Genomic DNA, 20,491 nt, shown 5'->3' with positions numbered 1-20,491 from the left:
TCTCCGTCTCGGATTAGTTCAGCACTTTTTTCAGATGTTCCGCCAATTCACCAATCGCTTCTGGCGTATCGCTTTCAATAATGATGTGTTTGCGTTCCGCCTGCGGCGGCACACGGACATTGATAAGTTCGGAATAGGGCTGAGCGGGGGTCCAACCTATATCGCCGGCCTGCCATTGCGTTACCGGTTTTTTCCCTGCGCCGAGAATGGCCTTCATGGTCGGAATTTTAGGAACATTGATATCTGAAGTGACGCAAAGCACGGCCGGAAGCGGTAACTCCAGCACTTCCACTTCCTCTTCCAGAGTGCGTTCGACCAGAACGCGGTTATCGGTAATCTGGATATGGCTGACGGCGTTGACCGTGGGAAGCTGCAGCATCTCGCCGACCAGCAGCCCGACCTGTTGCGCGTACAGATCGCCGGACCCTTCGCCGAACAGCAGCAGATCGAATCCGATTTTACCGGCGGCGGCGGCCAGAGCCTGCGCGGTATCTTTCGGCAACGCCTGTTCCAGATGCGGATCCTGAACCAAATAGAGCGCTTGCGGACCGCGCGACAGCACGTCTTTACGCACCTTGGTATTTTGCAAAAACTTACCGCCCGCGCTGAGCGCCGTTACCTGACCATCATCGCCGGCCAGTTGAACGGCGGCTTCAATGGCATTCAGGTCGAACTGGCTGATTTTGGCGTCGGCGCGATCAAAGTTGAGCGTCTGTTCCGCGGTGACCACAATGTCTTGCTCTTCGGGCACCAGCTTAAAGCAGGTTATGATTTTCATGGTATCTCCTATCGGCAATAACAGATATTCGGATCAGCGGCAAAGGCGTCTGAAGCTGAATGGCGATGCCCCTGCGGGTGAATAAAACGATTCAGATAGATGCCGATTGCTGGCAATAAATGAAGAGGGAGATATTTTTTGCATGTTTTTCTCCGGTTAAACATCGATATCCCCTGATTTGGGGTATATCCACTCAATAAATGGACGAATGCCTTGTTTTCCCAATGAGGGAACATTGGGGACAAAATCTATTTATCTCAAAGGGATATATAAAATTTATGGTGATATATTGATACGGTTTGGGATAAAAAACGACATGATAATATGTTTTAGTTACCAACTATCTTGCAAAAAAACAGGCGGCCTATAATGGCGTGTTAATTATTTATTTTTTATTTGTTCAGACAAAGTAATACGCAAGGATAGAACAACGTTAAACATGAAATTAACATGCCGATATAAATGAGAAAAAAAGGATGTGACGCACATCATAAATATGATCGTTTTTTAGCGAGGATTCTCATGATATTGATGAAAAAAATAAAATCACGTTAGCATTGTAAATCCGACGTATAAAATTTGTATATTATGGTCTTGATCGGTTCGTAACGGAGAGAAGATAAATAGATAATTTGCTGTAGCGGCCGGGTGTTTTATTGTACTTTTTCGCTGACGTACTATCTTGCATGGCATACAAACAATCTTGTTTTCGCGCGCTGGATCCATGTTATAACTGTCATCGGTTGCTATATTATCGCATCATCTAATAATTGGCTTACACCTTACGATTAAAAGCGGAGGTAGTCATGTATCAGTATTGGTTTGACAATAAAGCGGATACCATTTTTGAAAACGGATTGATGCCCAAGTTATCCAGATACGTAATTAGCGATGACCCCAACTGGGAGTCTGGTCATCACATGCATGAAGCGGAAACCGAACTGATCTATGTGAAAAACGGCGTCGCCAGACTCACCATAGACTCGTCGGACTATGTAGCCCAGGCCGGCGATATCGTGATCATCGAGCGCGGCAGCCTGCACGCCGTGGCGTCTGATAGCGCATCGCCCGCAACGACCTATACCTGCGCGGTTTACGGCTTCAAGATCAAGGGGCTCGATGAAGGCCGGATCATGCAGCCGAACTCATGTCCCGTTGTTTCCAGCGTCAAAAACAAAGATGTTATAAAGAGCATTTTTCAAGAAATCAGCATGATATTGCCCAAACAAAAAGACAGTACCGCGTCATCCGTTTATGATGCTTTTGGCTATGCGCTGACGGTCATCTTTTACGACAATTTCAAAAGCGCCTACCGAACTGATTCCGGGCATATAATTAAAGACGTTCTGGTAAAAGATATTTTGGTTTATTTAAATAATAACTACAGAGAAAAAATCACCCTGGATCAGCTTGCAAAAAAATTCCGGGCCAGCGTAAGCTATATTTGCCATGAATTTACTAAAGAATATAACATTTCCCCCATCAACTATGTTATTCGCCGCCGCATCACGGAAGCCAAATTTTCATTGACCAATACGGAGTTATGCCTGAACGAAATTTCTTTCAGAGTCGGGTACGATAATGTCGACCACTTCACAAAATTGTTTATTCGGCACGTCGGGTGTTCTCCCTCCGAATACAGGAAACAGTTTAAAAACGATCTCAACAATCAGGAATATATTACAGGGTGCGATGAAAATCAGGGAATGTTAATCTGAATATCATCATGCAATCCCTTTTCTCCTGTTGATAAAGTTCAAATAGCGCCGTTAATTACCCCCACCCATCCTCCCCCTTGTCAGGGGGAGGAGCCCGCCTCCCCTGCGAAGGGAAGGAGCTAACTGATTAAAACCCCCACCCCTGCGAAGGGAAGGAGCTAACTGATTAAAACCCCCACCCCGGCGAAGGGAAGGAGCTAACTGATTAAAACCCCACCCCGGCGAAGGGAAGGAGCTAACTGATTAAAACCCCCTCCCTGCGAAGAGAAGGTGCTGACTGATTAAAATCCGCCTCCCCTGCGAAGGGAAGGAGCAAACTGATTAAAACCCCCTCCCCTGCGAAGGGGAGGGACGGGGTGGGGTTAGAACCGGAAAGTTTGTCATCAAACGCAATCAGTTCACGCCGCCAAGCGTGAACTGATTTTTTATAATGCATTAAATTAATTCTGATAATCCTTCAGAATCTGGCGGCCGGCGATATAGATCATAATTTCATCCGTTCCGCCGCCAATCCTTTCACAACGAACGTCGCGCCAGAATCGGGAAACGCGCGCATCATCGGTATAACCCAATCCGCCCATGATTTGTATCGCGTCATCAATAACTTCAAGCGCGGTACGGGCGCAATACAGCTTACACAACGCCGCGCTGGTTCTTAATGACTGATGCATATCCGCCTGCCAGGCCACCTTCAACACCATGTTGCGCATGTTTTCGGTCTTGATCGCCATTAAAGCCAGCTTTTCCTGAATCATCTGGTTATGGCCGATTGGCTTGCCAAACTGAATGCGCTGATTGGCGTATCTGGCGGCGTCTTCAAAGGCGCACTCCGCGAAGCCGGTACTGCGGGCGGCATTGATGAGACGTTCCATTTCAAAGTTATACATCACATTCAGGAAGCCCATGCCTTCTTCACCCACCCTATCGCTTTCATCCACCTCGACATTATCCAGATAGACTTCGCATGTGCTTAGCATATGCCAGCCAATTTTATGCAGCGGGTTGATTTTGATGCCCGGACGATCTGATTCAACCCACCAGAGGGTAAAGGCTTTCTTCGGATCCTTGGGTTCAGGATCCCGGGCCAGCACCAGCATATAGGGATATTCTTTCGCCCCTGTAATAAACGTCTTCTGGCCGTTCAAATACACTTTGCCATTCCTGCGCGTGTATGTGGTTGTCGCGCTATTGTTGTCCGAACCTGCGCCGGGTTCGGTAAGAGCCAGCGCATAGGCGGGATCGCCGGTGGCTAATGTGCTTTCCGCCGTTTTCCGCAGCTGCTCCGGCGAACCGAATCTCAGCATACTGTGAATACACTGTCCGTTGGTGATCAGGAATGCGGGAGCGCCGCATTTCGAGACTTCCATCAGCGCCAGCATTTGCGTCACATAATCGGCCGGTATGCCGTTATACTCCTCCGGCACGCCCAATAAGGAAATACCATTATCAGATAGCGCCTGCATAAATTCTTTAGGGTAGGTGCCCGTTTGATCGCATGTTCTGAAATACTCTTCGGGGAAATTATTGGTAATAAGTTCCCGGATACTTGCAAGCAGCAGTTCTTGCTCTTCGGTTAAAGCAAAGTCCATAATCTGTACTCCTACTTATTATTATTCGCCTTCAGGTAAAATAAACCCCATGACTTTGTCATAAAACATTCTTTCATCCATCAATTTCAAGTCACTGGATATAATGGGTTTGAAGTCCATTTGAGATAAGATATCTTTTTCCAAATCCACACCGGGCGCGATTTCAACTAAATGCAGGCCGTCTTGTTTCAAGGTGAATACCGCGCGTTCGGTGATATAACGAACATCCAGCCCGCGTTCCAGCGCGATTTTTCCGCTGAATGTAATTTCCGGTATCTCTTTTATAAATTTCTTGACCCTGCCTTCCTGAATAATTTTCAGTTTTCCTGATCCGACTTCGGTTTTTAAACTTCCGGCGGTTAATGTTCCGCAAAATATAATTTTTTTCGACGTCGCGCTGATATCGATAAATCCCCCGGTGCCCATAATTTTTCCGTTAAATTTATGGACGCCGACATTACCGTGCTGGTCTATTTCAGCAAAACTCAAATAACAGACGTCCAATCCGCCGCCGTGATAAAAATCGAATTGGGAGGTCATATCCAGAATAGCGCGCGTATTAACATTGGCGCCGAAGGCGACGCCTTGCGTGGTGATGCCGCCTATCGGGCCGGTTTCAACCGTCAAGACGAAGTCGTCGGCGCAGCCTTCTTCCCTGGCGACCAGACCGATACCGTCGGCGATCCCGACCCCGACGTTCCCTACCGCGCCTTTACGCATTTCAAACAGCGCGCGCCGCGCCACCAGTTTGCGCTGATTCAGCGGGATCTCCAGCCTAGCGCTGTCATCAAGCACAAAATCGCCGGAAATGAAGCGGTTAACCGGCGCGCCGCCATAAAGCTGCGTTTGGGCCGGATCGACGACGACAATATCCACCAGATAGCCGGGTATTCTGACGGACTTGGGATGAAGGGTCGCTTTTTTAACCATCTTCTGCACCTGCATCATCACAATGCCGCCGTTGTTATGCACGGCCTGCGCGATAACCAGCGCGTCCAGATACATCACTTCATCTTCAAAAGAGGCATAACCTTCGCTATCGCAGGTCGTGGCGCGGATAAAGGCGATATTCGGCGCTATGGCTTTAAAAAAGAGGTATTCCTGATTATCGATCTCCACCAGTTTGACCAACTCTTCTTTGGTCACTTCATTGAGCTTACCGCCCTGCTGTCTTGGATCGACAAAAGTGCCGATACCGATATTGCTCAATATACCCGGCTGGTGGGCGGCTGAAGCCCTGATGGCCTGCGTCAACACGCCTTGCGGATAGTTGTAAGCGATGATTTTGTTTTGCTCGGCCAAATCGGAAATACGCGGAGACTGTCCCCAGTGGCCGCAAAGCGCCCATTTAACCAGACCTTCCTGCGCCAGCGGACTAATTCCTCTTTCCGCCCGATCGCCCAACCCCGTCGGGCTGATTAAAGAAAGATTGCGCGGCGTTTGTGTATTTTTATACCGTTCAGATAATGCGGTAATTAATGTCGTCGCCTCCAGAATGCCGCCGCCGGCCCCCAACACGCAAAGCGTCGCTTCATCCGGAATAAACTTTACCGCCTCTTCAGCGGATAATACGGGGACTCTACCATTAATTCTTTTTGGTTTATCCAGTTTCATAGATACTCCTAGTCATGACCGAATTCGTTTTTCTTCTCCACTCAAAATGTGAAACAACGCATCACAGTTAAGGTGGTTCTGATAATTCCGACACCACGAAAAATGATATAAAAGTCCCCATCACCCATACGCATGGTTTTCTTATATACCCAATAATTCTTCCAATGCAGGAAAACAACACGTCAGCCATTTAAATGATAACGGGTATAGTCAGTTATTCAGGAACGCTAATAACTCTCTATTTGATTTTTCAATAAATGCCGTTTTATGATTGATGTAATATATTTAAAATCGACCTTAAATCTTTAACATTTATCTGCCCCGGCGCAGACGATTTTTTCAACGCGCCGAATGTGGCCGCCGAACCAAACGTTTCCCCCGATAAACGCGAAATAACGCCGGGTTTCGCCATGGACATAGTAATAATGGGGCGGTTCGCATGTTTTTCATACATTTCCAGCGTGGCCGCCAGCAGTGTCACTACATCGTTTCTGTTTTGCGGCATCAGCGCAATTTTAGGTATATCGGCGCCCAGCGATTGCATTTTGCACAGACGTTTGACAATTTCGTCCTTAGGCGGCGTTTTATGAAAGTCATGATTGGACATGATGACTTTCACACCGCGGGCATGGGCATGTTCTATCGCCTCGCTTACCAGCCGATCGCCGGTAAAAAGCTCCAGGTCGATGAGATCTACCAGACCGCTATCAACGATCTTTTTATTCAGGGAAATATACTCATCGGGCGATATGTCCTTCTCTCCCCCTTCTTTGGCGGAGCGGAAGGTGAAAAGGATCGGTTTATCGTGAATGATGCTCCTGATGCGGCGCACCGCTTCGATAACGCTATCGGTATGTTCCGCGTCATCAAAATGATCGATACGCAACTCCAGGATATCAAAGTCAAAATCTTTGTAATATTGCGCTTCTGACTCCATCGACGGGAGATCTTTTCCCATCAATGACACGATGATTTTGGGAGCGCCTTCGCCTATCACCACATCTTTCACTGTTACGGTTTTCATTCTTCGCCCTTCTATGCGTTGAATCCCATGACCTTTTTAATATATTCCAGGGGAAACTCTTTCCCGGTCCACAGTTTGAACTGCTCCGCCCCCTGCCATAGCAACATTCCATAGCCGTCGATGGTTTTACAGCCGGCGTCCATTGCCATTTGCAGCAGCTTGGTGATATGAGGGTTGTAGACACATTCGGACACCAGCAAATCCGGACGCAGCATCGATTTGTTGCTGACGACGCACTCATTATCCAGCGGTTTCATCCCCACTTTCGTGCCGTTGGTCAGGATATCGGCGCCGGCAATCGCCTTGGCGAATGCTTTCTGGTCGGCCAGATCGGTGACCGTAATAGTGCAATCCGTGTTGTCATTAACCCGTTTTGCGAAGTCGAGCGCGTCTTGGTAAAACTCATCCTTACGGTTAAACAGCATAATTTCCTTAATGCCTTCGATTGCCGCCTGGGCGCCAATCGCCGTAGAAGCCCCGCCGGCGCCGACAAGCACCATTTTTTTGCCCCTGATATCAAAGCCGGATTCTTTAATTGCGCGAATATGCCCCGTTCCGTCGGTGTTATATCCTTTGAGATAACCGTTGTCGTTTACGATGGTATTAATCGCGCCAACCAGTTTAGCTGCCGGAGTTAATTCATCCACATATTTGCAAGCCAGCTTTTTATTGGGCATGGAAACGCCGGTGCCGCGCATTTTTAACGCTTTAAGCCCTTCAATTGCCTGACCGAAAGTCGTGTTATCGACTTCAAAGGCCATATAGGTATAAGGCAAACCTACTTCTTCCAGCGCTTTATTCTGCATTTCAGGAGACAAACTGTGTCTGATGGGATAAGCCATTAATCCAATCAGTTCGTATTTTGCAGTAACATCCATCATAAACTCCTTACGGTATTATTATCATGCTTGAGTCATTTAACTCGGCGATAACCATTGCTGATATCGCCAAGCAAATAGACAAAATTCGTCATTTCAATATTGAATTAAAAACCATGTTTATATCGTTAGATTTGATTTACCCGCTTGTTATTCGCCGGCCGTTTTATTGAAAAAAGTGTTCGCCAAAGCGCATATCTTTTTCTGGGATCTTGAAAACTTTATAGTAACGAACAAAGACGATTATCGCGGTAATAAAAGCGACAAGAGCAAACAAGACATCCAGCAATATAATGTATTGCAGTCCGATATTTGATAGATAACCGGTGATCAGAGGAATAACAAAGTTCGCCAATCCGCCCATCATCATATAAACGCTGGTAACTTTGGCTTTGCTTCTTGGGAAGAACTCGGACATAACAGAAACGCCGAGCTGTAATATTCCGCCCGCGGCAGAGAAACCAATAACAAACGCCCCGACATTACAGACAAGCGGGGACGGATAAAGATAGATGATGGCCGCGGTAATCACCGATAATCCGGTATTAAATACGTTGGCCCACACCGGCCGAACCATGCTTTTAAGCAGAAAGGCGAAGATAAATACGCACACCAGCGATCCCAGACTATAGTAGGAGATGGTTTTTAATGCCTCGGCTTCCGCCATGCCGGCAAAGGCCATCGCGTATTTAGGCATCCAGACGACGATGACGTAAAATGTGGAAAATGCGGCGACGCCAAAGACGACAGAGGCCGCGCCTTCCAGCCATGCCAGCGGTTTACTGTTCATCTGGGGCAATTCTTTGGCAATATTGGCATCGACGGTCTGGCTGGGGAATTTACTTCTGATCACCAGCAGCGTGACCAGAATAAACAGCACGCCAGGGATGATCATGGCGTAGCCATACCAGAGATGGCTCACCAGCAGGTAGCTGACCAACATCGGGTAAAACATCTGTCCGAAAGAAACCATCGCCTTAAGCAGAATAACGGCGGATCCCGATGTCTTGGGATAACACTCCATCAACGCCGGATATCCCCCCGTGTCTAATGCCGCATTCGCCGCGCCGACGCAGAAAGCCAGAATAAACGCAACGATGAGATTAGGGCTGGCGAGAATGCCGAAAAAGAACAGAAGATACAACGCGATGCCCAGAAAAATAACCGAGCGTCTGCCGAACTTGTCGGAGATGATGCCGAAGAACAGGATACAGATCAGTCTGCCCAGACCGATCCCTGAAATCACGTAGGCAATACCGGCGTTATCGGTGTTAAATTTTTCCGCCAAAGGGGTCATATTCTGCGCCAGGGTAATAACACTGATGCCATGAAGAAAATAGCTCAGATATATACCTATGGCGGCTAATAAAAATGGCGCATTGAAGGCCTTGAGCTGGCTCATGCTTTTCTCCGTTTATTGTTAGTTTTTCATCACATAGATTGTGCAGGCCGTTTCACTTAACTTTTCAGATTACGTTTAATTTATATTCCTCATAAAACATCGTTAAATTAATATCCGTATTTAATGTATAGAAGGGAGACAACAATTAATACGTCATATAAGGCTTTTGTTTCCAATTTTATTGCAGCGCGCGGGGAAGGAAGCGTTTGGCTCTTGTTGATGAGTTGTGTATTAGTTTACAAAAATAATACACGGCATGTGATGAATGCTGTAACGCTAAACATTTTTTCATTTTGTGAGGTAGTTAAAACTTATTTACTCTAAGAGGGAAAAAACGGCGTCAGCAATTTTTAAAAAATAAACATTCTTATAATAAAGTTATCATCTTACTGTGAGCCGGCAAACATTATCTCTCGATAAACCGTTCTGAATAGCGGCTGCCTTACCCGGCATGATAAATAGCCGCGTCGCCTATATCCGTTCGCTATGAACATAAATTAACAACTTATTTACTGTCTCTTGCCGCCGGAATATCGCCCGGAGGACATGCTATATTGCACGACGCCATAATAATTTTGCATATCGATCGCCGGAGCGGCGATTAGGTTCTTATGTCTGATGTATGCTGCTGCAAACGGCCGCGCCGCCACGTAATGTGACTGGCTCTGCGGTACGTACAGCCGGTTTGCAGTATGTTAAATAATTCATCAATACCATGGGAAACCAAATGAATTTAAAACAATTACACTATTTTAAGCGTCTGGCGGAAAAACAGCATTATACCGAAGCGGCGTCGAGTCTGTTTATTGCCCAACCCTCTTTAAGCCATGCGATATCCGAACTCGAAAAAGAGCTGGGCGTGATGCTATTTGAAAAATCCGGCAGGAATGTGCGGATAACGCAGGGAGGTAAAATATTTTTACCCTATGTGGAAAATGCGTTGCTTGAATTGGAAAACGGCCGTCTGGCGCTGCGCCAAATGAGCGGCTGTCACGACGACATTATCAGCCTGGCGTTCATTTACACCATGGGGGAAACGGTGGTTCCACAGTTGATCGACCGTTTTACCCATATTCCCGGCAATGAAAACAAACGCTTCTGTTTTTATCAGGGAACAACCTCATCAATCGTACAGGATCTTAAGGCGGATAAGTTCGATCTGGCTATCTGTTCCCTGGTTCCGGAAGAGCCGGAAGTCGAATTTATTCCGTTAATCAGCCAGGAACTGGTGCTGGTGACCTCGCGGAATCACCCTCTGGCGCAGCGCAATCAACATGAAATCGCCCTGGAAGATACCACGCCTTATCCATTCATCTTTTTTTCGCAAAAGAGCGGGTTGCGCCAGTTCATCGACAACATGTTTATGCAGAAAAAGCTGATCCCTGAGATAGCCTGTTATGTCGAGGAGGATACCGCGATGGTGGGGCTGGTGAGCATTGATTATGGTATTGCGATCATGCCGCGCATCAGCACGCTTGCGCATTCCGACGTTCACGTCATGCGCATCAAGGATCCCGGCCCCACGCGTTATATCTATCTGGCGACCCGCAAAGATAAGATGCTGTCGCCCGCGACCCAGACGTTCAAAAAATTCATCTTCAGCGCCTGCCAAACCATGCAGTTCAGTAGCGCGGCACGATGATATAACACGCGTGATGTTCTATGAGCCTGAACGCTCATCAGGCGCTTATTCATACCCGCACCTGATTAATATTCATCGTGCAGCGGCGCTCTTTCATGCTGCGATAACCGATAAACAAAGCAATCAGGAAACCGGCGGCCGATAGACCGACATCAAACCACATGATGCTGGCGATGCTGATTTGTGAAAGTTTGGCGGTGATCAAAGGGATCGTGAAGGTGGCCAGACTGCCCGCGCTATAAAAAATGCCGGTCGCCTTCCCCTTGGCGTGAGGGAAACGGATCGCCATCAGCGTCAAACCTAATTGCATGACGCCCCCGCCGAGGAAAAACCGATCACAAAGGCGAAGACGATCACTGCCGTAACCGTGGGATGCAGACACACGGTCAACAGCGCGATAAATGAGATAAACGTATAGAGCATCAGCAGCGTGGTCGAACTGACCGTCTTCTTTACCAGCCCGGCGGTAATAAAAACGCACACCAGAGAACCGGCGGTATAGATACTCAGCAGCTTGATCGCCATGGTATAGGGCATCCCCGCCACAAACTGTCCGTACTGGGACAGCCATTGGCTGATCAAATAGAACGTAGCCATGGAAATGTAGCCATAAAGGGTAAAACTGGCGAGATCCAACACGGAACAGGTGCACCCCTTGAACACCGGCGGCTCAGGCGCATCCGGTTTTTGCTCTGCGCCGGCGAGGACGCGATGCGCAGGGAAAGGACGTTTGAACAGATAAATCGCGTTCAGCAGCATCATGCCGGCGGCGATCAGAAACGACCAGCCGAACCACAAATCGAACCAGACCAGCACGCTGATTATCAGCGGCAAGGTGAACTGCCCGCCGGAAACAAAGGCTTTGATGAGGATATTGGCCGTGCTGGGGGTATTGGGAAACGCCTCCATCAATGTCGGATAGGTGCCGGAGTCAAGGAAACTGTTCGCCATGCCCGCCAGGAAGCCGAAGCAGTAAGCGACGACAATGCTATGCGTAGTGAGAATCCCCAGAAAAAACCCCAAATAGCAGGCCATGCCCAGATAGATAAAGGGTTTCCGGCCAAAGCGATCGGAAAGCATGCCCGCCACCAGCAACACGCTCAGTCTGCCAATCCCCAGCGAAGAGATAACGACCGATACGCCGGCGGCGTCGGTTTGCCATTGCTGTTGTAAGTGGGGCATATTCAGACTCATCAATATGACGCCCATGCCGTGCACCAGATAATTGATATATAGCCCGATGGATGTCGGTATGTAATTGTTTTTCATAGAAAGCCTTTTCAGAAAAGGATATTTTTGGTGTAGTTGCCTGGTATTGTCTTTCCTGTCCTGATGTCAAAAAGCCCTGCTCCCGCCGCCCGGTTCCGGGCATAAGAAATACCTGAAGAGTCGTTACGTCGTCATTTCCCGCGCGTTGAAATTCATTGTCGAATATATTCGGCGCGAGCGCGTTAAATATCGTTTTCGATATATTTCCATGCTAGCAACTCTGATGAGGAATAAATAATTCATTTTTTGAAAGCAACTCATAGATTACTTCTATAGACAAAATTCATAAGAATTTTTATGTTACTCATCTTTTTATAGCGCTCACACTTTCTTCGCGCAAAATAACGCGACGGCAACATCCCCGTGCAATAATTAACAAAAACGGGATCCGCGTCATATTGAGCATCAATAAAACATTATTCTGGCTAATTAATCGATGCATAAAAAAGGGAGGCCGGCGCGTTACGCAATAACGGACAACATGAGAGTTATTTATTTTTCAATTTTGTGATAGAGAAGGCATATTATTTATTTTTATGACCAGCGTCATACGGTAAAAAATAGACGTATATACTCGCTATCGCTCGTCTCCCGGCAATGGAAGAAATCATTCGCCCACCGCCGGCGCTATCAGAGAATCAATCCGCTAACGGCGGCGGCGCCGCGGCATCGTTTGCGGCATCTTGCAACAAGGTGCGATAAATGGCATCAATATCGTGCGCGACCTGCTCTTTGCCGTTATTGGCATCAATAATAAAGTGGGCGGTTTCCTGATACAGCGGATCGCGCGTTTTAATAATGCCGGCTATCTCCTCGGTAATCGACAACCCGGTTAGCGAAGGACGCTGGCTCACCGCGGGATTCGACTTGAGCCGCTTAACCACCGTCTCGGCCGATGTCGAAAGATAGAAAACAATACCTTTATTTTTCATGTGATTGCGATTCTCCTGCGCGATCACCATCCCCCTCCGGTGGCGATAATACAGCCGGAGAGCGTAACTTCTTTCAATATCCGACTTTCAATCGTTCGAAAGCTGTCCCACCCTTGCTCATCGACGATTTGCGCGATAGTCTTGCCGGTTTTTGTCTGGACTACCTCATCCGTATCAATGAAATTCAGTTTCAAATGGGCGGCCAGCATTTTTCCTACCGTTGTTTTACCTGACGCGCGCGGGCCGACAAGTATGATGATGTTGATCATGAATAGGTCCCTTTAGCACAACCGTTCCAGATTATGGGAATAGAGTTCAGCCGCAACGGATTGATATATCTTCCACTCTAAATAATCGCCCTCGATATAGACCGAACGAAAGGCGTCGAAATCGGGGAAAAAGCGCATGGTATTATTTCCGATACGATTATTTATCTTTTCAATGATGGCATTGATCCTTTCTTTGCGCTTCTTATTCATCAATGTAAGCGTATCGATAACAGAAAGCGGTATTCCCTTTTCGCCTTTTTCCCACTGCCGCCACATTTCCGTATTGTTATCGCCTGCAATATAGTTTGCCGCTTCATCGACGCTCATAAAAAAAAGTTGACGCAGAGCCTGTAGTTCCAAATGATTCATAATACATTGACTCCAGGAATATTTTGGATAGGTTCATGACTAAATAGCATTCTGCTTACCTTAGATGTGTGATCGCTATCAATATATGATGGAATAATAAGGCTGTTATAAGAAAGTCATGATAATCATCTTGAAATGAAGGGCTGCGAAAAAAAACACATCTGGTTAACTCCTCCCCCAGGCAAGGGGGAGGATGAGAGGGGTCATTAATGGCAACATTGTGGCGCACGAAATAACACTGACCCCACATATACCGTTATCGGGAAATAATTATAACCCAAAGACAGATCTGCGGGGGATGACGCATCGCCTAGCCCTGATACGTCAGAATCATCCCCGTCAACGCGCTTAACGCCAGCGCCACATCCGCCGTCATCACCGACTCGTCAGGATGATGGCTTACGCCTTCCCGGCAGCGGACAAACAGCATGGCGACGGGCCAGCGTTCGGCAATGGCGATGGCATCATGCCCCGCGCCGCTCGGCAGCAACAGATTGCCCCCTGCGCTTGCTCAACGGCGTGGCTCAAGCGTTGTTGCAACGCCGGATCGCAACGGGTCGCCGCGATCCGGTAATACTCTTGCGCCGTGAACCGGCATCCGCGCTCGCCGGCGATCGTTTCCGCCGCCGTCAGCAGTTTGCGCAGCAATGCATCCAACGCCGCGTCTTCCGGCCCGCGAATATCCAGCGTTAATCTTACTTCGCCGGGAATGACGTTCGCCGCTCCCGGCAAACATTGCAGCGTACCGAACGTCGCGACCAGATAAGGATCGCTTTCCCTGGTCAACCGTTCCGCCAGCGCCATCCAGTTAGCCGCCGCCGCCAGCGCATCCTGACGCCGGGTCATCGGCACCGTCCCGGCATGTCCGGCCGAGCCGCGAAATGTACAGTTCAGACGGCGAGCGCCGTTAATGGCCGTGACCACGCCCAGCGCCAACCCCTGCTGTTCCAGACAGGGCCCCTGCTCAATATGCAATTCCAGATAGGCGACAATATCGCTCACCGGGCGCGCCGCCTGCGCGATAGCCAGCGGATCCAATCCGGCGGATATCAGCGCCTGCTCAACCGTTACTCCCCGCGCATCCCGGCAGCCCAGCCAGTCCGCCGGCCAGGTGCCGGTCAGGCCGCGGCTTCCCAGCAACGTGATGCCAAAGCGGGCGCCTTCTTCATCGCCGAATCCCACCACTTCCAGGGCGATCGGCAGGCGGATATTGCGCCGATGCAGAAAACCGACGGCTTCGATCGCCGTTAATACGCCCAGCATCCCGTCGTACCGCCCGGCGTTGCGCACCGTATCCAGATGGGAACCCAATAACAGAGCGGGCGCATTTGGCTGCCGTCCCTCATAGCGCCCGCAGATATTACCGACGCTATCCTGCCAGACACGCATCCCGGCCTCGCGCATCCACTCGCCGACCAACGAATTGGCGCGCAGATGCTCAGGCGACAGATAGACCCGCGTCAGTTGTCCTGCCGTTTCACTAATTTCAGCCAGCGCATCGCAGCGCGCCATAACCCGTTCCGCGGCGGGTTGCGTCTCAAACGCCGGCATTAGGGCACCGCTCATGCGCGTTCCTCGCCGGCATAGCGATCCCACGCGGCCTGCAATGCGGCGCCCTGAACGGAGCGGAATCCCAGATGATTCAACACCGCTTCCAATGCGCTCAGCGTCTGCATCACACAATCTTTACGCGCGTTATAGCCCATGGTGCCGATACGCCAGATCTTGCCCTGCAACGGCCCGAAAGAGGTGCCGATTTCAATGGCGAAATCATCCAACAGCATCTTCCGCACCTGCTCGCCGTGAATTCCTTGCGGGATCGCCACGCCCAGTACGTTGTTCATGCGATGATCGCGGTCGCCGAAAACCGCCAGCCCCATCGCCTGAATGCCCGCCGCCAGCGCCGATCCATGTAAAGCATGGCGGGCTATACTCTGATCCAGCCCTTCTTCGACGATAATGCGGGCGCATTCGCGCGCCGCAAACAGCATGCTGGTGGCCTCTGTGTGGTGATTCAGGCGTTCCGGCCCCCAGTAATCCATCACCATGCCAAGATCGAAGTAGTTGGAGTAGATCATTTCATCGTCGCCGTCCTGATGCGCGCCGGTACGGATCCCCAGTTCAACGCATTTACGGCGGCGGATCGCCGCTTCCATCTGCGGGCTCAGGGTGATCGGCGAACTGCCGGACGGGCCGCCCAGGCATTTTTGCAGCCCGGCGGACACCGCATCCAGCCCCCAGGCATCGGTTTCCAGCGCGTTCCCGCCGAAGGAGGCGGTAGCATCGGTATAAAACAACACGCCGTGACGACGGCAAATATCGCCCAGCTCCGCCAGCGGTTGCAGCATGGTGGTCGAGGTATCGCCCTGCACCGTCAGCAGCAATCGCGGACGCACGCTTTTAATCGCATCCTCAATCCGATCGGGCGTGAATACCTCGCCCCAGGGCGCCTCGATGGTATGCACCTCGGCACGGCAACGGCGGGCGATTTCGCACAATAAATAGCCGAAACGGCCAAATACCGGCACCAGCACTTTATCGCCGGGGCGGATCGCCGACAGCAGAATCGCCTCTATTCCGGCCCGCGATGTGCCATCCACCAGCAGAGTCCAGCGGTTTTCGGTACGAAACAGCCGGCGGTAAAGCGCCATCGTCTGATTCATATAGTGGGTCATCGCCGGGTCATACTGCCCGATCAATTGACTGGACATGGCGCGCAGTACGCGCGGATCGGCATTAATCGGCCCCGGCCCCATCAATAAACGATGAGGAGGATTGATCTGCGCGTACGGTTCATTATTCATTGTTATTTGCTCCAAAAATTTATGCGCCGCCGTTTGTTCATTCTCCCTCCTTGTCAGGGGGAGGAACCCAATGTCCTCCCCGGCGAAGGAGAGGGTTGGCTGGGGTTCTCCGGCGCATCGGAAATGCGAAAATGGTGAGGCTACGCCTCCGATAACCCGCGCACCGAGGCGATAAACTGCTTCAGTTCGGCGGTCTGGGGGTTAGCGAACAGCGCCTTACTTTCTCCCTGCTCCCAAACTTTGCCCTGATGCATAAACACCACCCGATCCCCCACTTCACGGGCAAAGTTCATTTCGTGCGTCACCAGAATCAGCGTCATGCCTTCTGCGGCAAGCTGCTCCAGCACCTTCAACACTTCACCGACCAGTTCCGGATCCAGCGCCGAGGTAATTTCATCGCACAGTAAGACCTTCGGGTTCATCGCCAGCGCCCGGGCAATCGCCACGCGCTGCTGCTGCCCGCCGGACAAATTGCCGGGGTAATAATGAATCCGTTCCCCCAGCCCGACTTTGTTCAGCACCTGCTCGCCCAGCTCGCGGCATTCGGCGGCGCTTTTTCCCAGCACCCGGCGCGGCGCCAGCATCACGTTTTGCAGCGCGGTCATATGGGGGAACAGATTAAAATTCTGGAACACCATGCCAACGGAACGGCTGATTTCCCGCGCCTGCGAGTCACGATCGGTGACGGTCATGCCGCCTAGCTTGATGCTGCCTTCCTGATACCCTTCCAGACCGTTCATACAGCGCAGCAAGGTGCTTTTACCCGAGCCGCTGCGTCCGATGATGGAGATGACCTCGCCCATTTCAATATCCAGATCCACGCCTTTCAGGACATGGTTCTGACCGTAATACTTCTGTACCTGATTAATGGTTATGAGCGGCATTGAATTTCTTCTCCAGATAGCGGCTGTAGTAGGAAAGCGGATAACACATCAGGAAGTAGCCGAGCGCCACCAAGCCGAACACCTTAAACGGCTGGTAGGTCACGTTGTTCAACATGGTTCCCGCTTTCGTCAGTTCGATGAAACCGATAATGGAGGCAAGCGCCGTTCCTTTTATCACCTGAACTGAAAATCCCACCGTCGGCGCGATAGCGATACGCATAGCCTGGGGCGCGATCACCCGATAAAGCGCTTGCCAAAAAGTCAGCCCCAGGCACCGCGAGGCTTCCCACTGTCCTTTCGGCAAGGCTTCGACGCTGCCGCACCAGATATCCACCAGAAAGGCGCTGGTAAACAGCGTTAGCGCCAGCGCCGCCGCCGTCCACGGGCTGACGTCAATGCTAAACAGCGCCAGGCCGAAAAACGCCAGAAACAGCTGCATCAGCAGCGGCGTTCCCTGGAACAGTTCGGTATAAAGGCGGATAACGCGCGCCGGCCATTTACGTTTCATCAATCGCAACAGCATCAGCGGGAAGGTCACTAGCGCGCCGCCAATAAACGCGGTGAGCGACAGCAGCAGCGTCCAGCGAGCCGCCAGCAGCAGATTGCGGACAATATCCCAATCGGTAAACGTCGTCATGATTGCTGGATCCCCAAAAAGCGCCGCCCCGCCAGCAGCAATAGCTGGCGCATCAGAACGGACAACGCGAGATAACACAGCGTGGTCACCAGATACACCTCAAAGCTCAGAAAAGTACGAGACTGGATCAGGTTGGCGGCAAAGGTCAGTTCCTCATAGGAAACCTGCGAAACCACCGACGATCCGAGCATGACGATAATGCACTGGCTCACCAGCGCCGGATAAATTCTTTGCAGCGACGGCGGCAGAATCACCCGGAAGAAAGTCTGACCGCGCGTCAGCCCCAGTACCCTGGCCGCTTCCCACTGGCCTTTCGGCGTAACCTGAATGCCGGCGCGAATAATTTCGGTGCTATAAGCGCCCAGATTAATCAGCATCGCCAGTAATGCCGCCTGTCCGGCGGTGAGTTTCAGCCCCAGGCTGGGCAGACCAAAAACGATAAAAAACAGTTGCACCACAAACGGCGTATTGCGGATCAACTCGACATACAGCCCCCACAGCCGGCTTAGCGGCGTGGGCCGGCCGCTGCGCAGCGCGGCGCCGCAAATACCGATGGCGATACCGCCAACCGTCGCCATCGCCGTCAACTCAATCGTGACCCATAAGCCTGCCAACAGCTCGGGCCAGAACGGCCACAGCGCAGAGAAATTAAGCTGATAGGTCATGACGCGGCGCTCCTTATGCCTTAATGCTGTCAGGCAACGGCGCTTTCAGCCATTTTTCCGACAGAGCATTGAGCGTGTTATCCTTCAACGCCTTCTCAATAAGCGCATCCACCCTGGCTTTTAACGCCGGTTCATCTTTTTTCAGGCCGATAAAGCACGGGGAATCTTTCAGCATGAATTTCGCTACCGGCGCTTTGGCCGGGTTTTGTTCGGCAATCGCCGCCACGACCAGATTGCCGGTAGCGACATACTCCACCTGACCGGATAAATAAGCCGACAGCGTGGTGTTATTGTCTTCATAGCGTTTGATCTGCGCCGCTTTCGGCGCAATGTCGCTCAGCACCATATCTTCCACCGCCCCCCGCGTTACGCCGACGCTTTTACCCGCCAGAGCGTCCGCGGACGCCAGATCGCCGTCCTTCGCGCCAAATACGCCCAGGAAGAACGGCGCATAGGCGCGGCTGAAATCGATGACCTTTTCACGTTCGGCGTTTTTACCCAAGCTGGAGATCACCAGATCAACCTTGTTGGTTTGCAGATAAGGGACGCGATTCGCGCTGGTCACCGGCACCAGTTGCAACTTCAGTTTCATCTCTTTCGCCAGATAACGGGCAATATCGATGTCATAGCCCTGCGGCTGTAAATCCGTCCCGACCGAACCAAACGGCGGGAAATCCTGCGGTACGGCAACGCGCAACACGCCGCGCTGCTCGATATCTTTTAATTGATCGGCCATCGCGCCGCCGGCCTGAATCAACAACAGCGCCGCTCCCGCCATCGCCAATAAACATTTTTTAATGCTCATATTCTCTGCCCCCAGTTAACCCACGATTGAAACTAAAGATTCTTTAAATTCAAAACATGAAACTATTGTTGCAAACACAAAGCAAAGAACATGCCAGTCTAAAAGAATGACCGATAACATTTCAGCCTGGCGATCGCCGCCGCGGATCACTCAAGAACAAACGGCCCGTCGCGCCGGAATTAACGGGCATCTTAGGCAGCGCCGGCGTAGAGGGGAACCTCTCTATGCCGACAAAGAGATAACGGAAAAAGCAAAGAAAGCGAGGTCGAAGGCCGGACGATAGCGCGCAAACAATGCGCCAATATAGTGCAAAGCACCATTTTTGCGCCCCGTTATCGCTGTTCCAGTTCATCCAGCTCGGTGTAAAGATCGGCGATTTGATGAATTCGCTGGCGGCCGTCACGCAGCATTTCATGCAGCAACGCGTTGCTGATCAGGTTGACCAGGCTCATCGCGGAAGAGTAGCTGTCAAAAGCGGAAACGCTGTCCAGCGGCGCGCACAGCGCCCAGTTCGCCAGGGGTAATAAGGCGTGCGCCTGCGGCTCGCACAGCAACAATACCGGAACCTGTTGCTCACGCAGCGCCGTCAGCAGCGGCTGAATCAGCCGGGCGCGGCGGCGGAACGCCACAACCACCACCAGATCCTGTTCGTCCAAATCCACCAGATCTTCCGATAGCGTTTGTCCCGGCTGAACCAGCATCATCACCTGCCGGCGAGTCTGCGCCAGCTGCTGGCGCAGGTGGAGCGCGACCGGATAACTGTTGCGTAATCCTATAATGCACAGGCGCTTCGCATTCATCATCGCTTCAATGACCGCGCTGAACTGCGCCGGATCGATCTGCTGCGTCCATTGAGTCAGGTTGGCCATTTCCTGCTTGTAATGTCGCGCCAACAGCGTGTTTCCCTGCACCGCGTCACGATTATCAGCCAGAGGCATCCCGCTCTGACGCAGCGTACGCAGTTCCTCTCGCATGGCGCGAAAACTGGAATATCCAAGACGCTTAAATAAACGGCTGACGGTGGCTTTAGATACGCCGCTAAGCTGCGCCAGCTCAGCGCTGTTATAACTGATCAAATCATCGAAATGATCGAAGATAAAATCCGCAACCCGTTGTTCCTGCGGCGAAAGCTCGCTATAACGACGCTGTAGCCTTTCATCAATCTGCTTCATAACCCATCATCCATCGCTGAACATCTGTAACTTTCGTTTC

At 50.9% G+C, this 20,491-nt stretch carries 15 protein-coding genes and 3 pseudogenes; 2 read left to right on the top strand and 16 right to left on the bottom strand.

The window, feature by feature from the left end:
- Positions 1-13: 13 nt before the first annotated feature.
- Positions 14-778 carry an electron transfer flavoprotein gene (locus tag HC231_RS04895; protein WP_208229979.1) on the bottom strand — a complete coding sequence of 255 codons (765 nt, stop codon included), beginning with the start codon at positions 776-778 and terminating at the stop codon, positions 14-16.
- A gap of 806 nt (positions 779-1,584) precedes the next feature.
- Between HC231_RS04895 and HC231_RS04890 the strand changes: the two genes are divergently transcribed.
- Complete coding sequence (locus HC231_RS04890) at positions 1,585-2,496, top strand: AraC family transcriptional regulator (protein WP_208229978.1); 912 nt, start codon at positions 1,585-1,587, stop codon at positions 2,494-2,496.
- 440 nt (positions 2,497-2,936) lie between these two features.
- On the opposite strand, the gene HC231_RS04885 is transcribed toward HC231_RS04890, so the two are convergent.
- From HC231_RS04885 to HC231_RS04865, 5 genes are all read right to left on the bottom strand, one after another.
- Entirely contained in the window at positions 2,937-4,085 is a 1,149-nt protein-coding gene (locus tag HC231_RS04885; protein ID WP_208229977.1) for an acyl-CoA dehydrogenase, read from the bottom strand.
- A gap of 21 nt (positions 4,086-4,106) precedes the next feature.
- Positions 4,107-5,699 (bottom strand): acyl CoA:acetate/3-ketoacid CoA transferase, encoded by a 1,593-nt coding sequence (locus tag HC231_RS04880; protein ID WP_208229976.1) that lies wholly within the window; start codon positions 5,697-5,699, stop codon positions 4,107-4,109.
- A 265-nt stretch (positions 5,700-5,964) separates the two neighbouring features.
- On the bottom strand, positions 5,965-6,723 hold the full coding sequence (aroD, locus tag HC231_RS04875; protein ID WP_208229975.1) for a type I 3-dehydroquinate dehydratase: 759 nt from the start codon (positions 6,721-6,723) through the stop codon (positions 5,965-5,967).
- Positions 6,724-6,734: 11 nt separating this feature from the next.
- Positions 6,735-7,601: a quinate/shikimate dehydrogenase gene (gene ydiB / locus HC231_RS04870; RefSeq protein WP_208231225.1), complete on the bottom strand. Its 867-nt coding sequence runs from the start codon at positions 7,599-7,601 to the stop codon at positions 6,735-6,737.
- A 166-nt stretch (positions 7,602-7,767) separates the two neighbouring features.
- Complete coding sequence (locus HC231_RS04865) at positions 7,768-9,003, bottom strand: MFS transporter (RefSeq protein ID WP_208229974.1); 1,236 nt, start codon at positions 9,001-9,003, stop codon at positions 7,768-7,770.
- 727 nt (positions 9,004-9,730) lie between these two features.
- Between HC231_RS04865 and HC231_RS04860 the strand changes: the two genes are divergently transcribed.
- Positions 9,731-10,645 carry a LysR family transcriptional regulator gene (locus tag HC231_RS04860; protein WP_208229973.1) on the top strand — a complete coding sequence of 305 codons (915 nt, stop codon included), beginning with the start codon at positions 9,731-9,733 and terminating at the stop codon, positions 10,643-10,645.
- A gap of 49 nt (positions 10,646-10,694) precedes the next feature.
- Here the strand turns inward: HC231_RS04860 and HC231_RS04855 are convergent.
- From HC231_RS04855 to HC231_RS04810, 10 genes and pseudogenes are all read right to left on the bottom strand, one after another.
- Positions 10,695-11,914: pseudogene (locus HC231_RS04855) on the bottom strand (MFS transporter).
- A 638-nt stretch (positions 11,915-12,552) separates the two neighbouring features.
- Positions 12,553-13,055, bottom strand: a pseudogene (gene aroL / locus HC231_RS04850) (shikimate kinase AroL).
- Between the two features lie 72 nt (positions 13,056-13,127).
- Entirely contained in the window at positions 13,128-13,484 is a 357-nt protein-coding gene (locus HC231_RS04845) for a YdiL family protein (RefSeq protein WP_208229972.1), read from the bottom strand.
- A gap of 310 nt (positions 13,485-13,794) precedes the next feature.
- Positions 13,795-15,050: pseudogene (gene hpxK / locus HC231_RS04840) on the bottom strand (allantoate amidohydrolase).
- Positions 15,047-16,288: a pyridoxal-phosphate-dependent aminotransferase family protein gene (locus tag HC231_RS04835; protein ID WP_208229971.1), complete on the bottom strand. Its 1,242-nt coding sequence runs from the start codon at positions 16,286-16,288 to the stop codon at positions 15,047-15,049. The pseudogene hpxK and the gene HC231_RS04835 overlap by 4 nt, the downstream one beginning before the upstream one ends.
- Positions 16,289-16,428: 140 nt before the next feature.
- Positions 16,429-17,172, bottom strand: a complete 744-nt coding sequence (locus tag HC231_RS04830; protein ID WP_208229970.1) for an amino acid ABC transporter ATP-binding protein — start codon at positions 17,170-17,172, stop codon at positions 16,429-16,431.
- On the bottom strand, positions 17,153-17,809 hold the full coding sequence (locus HC231_RS04825; protein WP_208229969.1) for an amino acid ABC transporter permease: 657 nt from the start codon (positions 17,807-17,809) through the stop codon (positions 17,153-17,155). Before HC231_RS04825 ends, HC231_RS04830 begins: the two co-directional genes overlap by 20 nt.
- Positions 17,806-18,474 carry an amino acid ABC transporter permease gene (locus tag HC231_RS04820; RefSeq protein WP_208229968.1) on the bottom strand — a complete coding sequence of 223 codons (669 nt, stop codon included), beginning with the start codon at positions 18,472-18,474 and terminating at the stop codon, positions 17,806-17,808. Before HC231_RS04820 ends, HC231_RS04825 begins: the two co-directional genes overlap by 4 nt.
- 13 nt (positions 18,475-18,487) lie before the next feature.
- Positions 18,488-19,273 carry a transporter substrate-binding domain-containing protein gene (locus tag HC231_RS04815; RefSeq protein WP_208231224.1) on the bottom strand — a complete coding sequence of 262 codons (786 nt, stop codon included), beginning with the start codon at positions 19,271-19,273 and terminating at the stop codon, positions 18,488-18,490.
- Between the two features lie 338 nt (positions 19,274-19,611).
- Entirely contained in the window at positions 19,612-20,451 is an 840-nt protein-coding gene (locus tag HC231_RS04810; RefSeq protein ID WP_208229967.1) for a MurR/RpiR family transcriptional regulator, read from the bottom strand.
- Positions 20,452-20,491: the final 40 nt, after the last annotated feature.

Source organism: Brenneria izadpanahii (assembly GCF_017569925.1).
GTDB lineage: Bacteria > Pseudomonadota > Gammaproteobacteria > Enterobacterales > Enterobacteriaceae > Brenneria > Brenneria izadpanahii.
The sequence above is the reverse complement of the archived record's forward strand: the minus strand, read 5'-3'. Positions and strand labels throughout refer to the sequence as shown.